This is a genomic window from Alloyangia mangrovi, from assembly GCF_002300555.2.
Classification (GTDB): domain Bacteria; phylum Pseudomonadota; class Alphaproteobacteria; order Rhodobacterales; family Rhodobacteraceae; genus Salipiger; species Salipiger mangrovi.
Genome location: NZ_NTHN02000127.1, coordinates 1 through 1,824, shown reverse-complemented (window position 1 = coordinate 1,824; position 1,824 = coordinate 1). Strand labels below are relative to the sequence as shown.

General features: G+C 72.0%; 2 protein-coding genes. Both read right to left on the bottom strand.

Going from position 1 to position 1,824, the window contains the following annotated elements:
• A partial coding sequence (locus tag CLG85_RS27030) for a heparinase II/III family protein (RefSeq protein ID WP_446323479.1) occupies positions 1–866 on the bottom strand: 866 nt, incomplete at its 3' end.
• A 172-nt stretch (positions 867–1,038) separates the two neighbouring features.
• Positions 1,039–1,824 (bottom strand): RsmB/NOP family class I SAM-dependent RNA methyltransferase (locus CLG85_RS27025; protein ID WP_260350380.1); only part of this gene is annotated, 786 nt, incomplete at its 5' end.

The window sequence follows — 1,824 nt, the reverse complement described above, 5'->3', positions numbered from 1 at the left end:
CCGAGCCGCCCCTCGGCCCCGCGGCCGCCGCCGTGGAAGCGCGCCAGCCCGCCGTCGGCATGGCGCAGCGCGCGCAGCGTCGGCGCGATGCGGGTGATGGCGTTGAGATGCGCGCCGCCCGGCTCGAGATCGGCCTCTTCCAGCGCCGCCCTCGCCCAGGTGAGCAAGGTGAAGACTTCCAGCAAATCCTCGGGGTTGCGCGTCGGCAATCCGCCCGTCACGTCGATCTGACGGCTGCATTCGAGATCCAGCGCCTGCCGCGCCGGCTCGAAATGCGCCCGCATCCCCTCGAGCGAGAGCGCCGCGTAGATCAGCCCGGTCAGCGCCTCGAAGCGCGGCAGCCCCGGCAAGGCCGCGCCGCGCCGTTTGGCGAGAAAGCGTGTCTGCGCCGCCAGCGCCCGGTAGAAGGTCGCGGAGTCCTCGGCGCTCATGCCGCGCAGCAGGAAAAGCGCATGGTGGATCCAGCGGATCAGCCGCCGCCCGGCCAGCTCGGGCACCCAGCCCGGCCCGCTGCCGCGTCCGTATCGCGCGATCCAGCCCATCAGCCAGGTCTGCGCCAGCTTGCGCGCCTCGGCATCTCCCACCGCAGCGAGATCGTCGAGCCAGCGGAAGGCGTGGATCTCATCCTGCCAGGCGCTGTCCTCAACCTCGATGTCCCAGATCATCGCGCCCTTGCCCTCGGCGAGGTAGCCGGCGAACATCAGGTTGCCGGCGCAGAGCTGACGGCCTCGGGCGAGTTGCCCGGTGGTGCGCGGCTCGGGCTGCGAGACGAAGGCGGTTGCGCTGCCCGCGCGCGCGGCGAGCCGCGAGTGCACGCGGTTGAGAAACTGCGTGGCGGTGACCGACCAGCTCGCCATATCTACCATGCCCTGCCCTTCCGCCCGCCTCGGGGCTTTTGCGGCAAGGGTAGCCCCCGCGGTGGCGCAAGTCACCGGGCAAGGGCCCTGAATCGCGCAAACGCGATGCCATGCGACCCGGTTTGCGACCTACGCGCAACGGCTGGCCGGTATCAGTGGCGCAGAAGCCCCGACCTGCCCCTCAGCCCGCAGGCTTCTGCAGCACCGCGACGTAGAAACCATCCATGCCGCCGCGCTCGGGCCAATAGTCCGGGCGCAGGCGCAACCCGCCTTCCTCGGAGCGCCACTTCGGCTCGATCCACGCTGCCTCGAGCGGTGCCACGGTCAGCCCGTCGTGGCGCGCCAGCGCCTCTTCGACCTGGCACTCGCCCTCGTCCGGCAACAGCGAGCAGGTGCAGAAGACCAGCCGCCCGCCGGGCTTCAGCAGCCCCAGCGCGTGGTCGATCATCGCCGCCTGCAGGCCGATCAACTCGGAGATGCCCTCGCCCTGCTTGGCATGCGGCAGGTCGGGGTGACGGCGGATGGTGCCGGTGGCGGAACAAGGCGCGTCGAGCAGGATGGCATCAAAACTGCCCTCGGCTTCCAGCGCGTCGCCGACCACGGTCACCGCCTTCAGCCCGGTGCGCAGCAGGTTCTCGGTGATCCGCGCCATGCGGCCTTCCGACAGATCGAGCGCGGTGACCTCGGCCCCGGCGGCGGCGAGCTGCATGGTCTTGCCGCCGGGCGCCGCGCACATGTCGAGCACGGTCAGCCCCGCCACGTCGCCGAGCAGCTTGGCGGGGATCGCCGCGGCGGCGTCCTGGACCCACCAGGCGCCCTCGTCAAAGCCCGGAAGCGCCGAAACCTGCCCCGGCTCGGCAAGCCGCAGCGAGCCGGTGGGCAGCAGCTCGGCGCCCAGCTTCCCGGCCCAGCCCGCGGCATCCGAGGCCACGGTGATGTCGAGCGGCGCGCCGGCGGCATGGGCCAG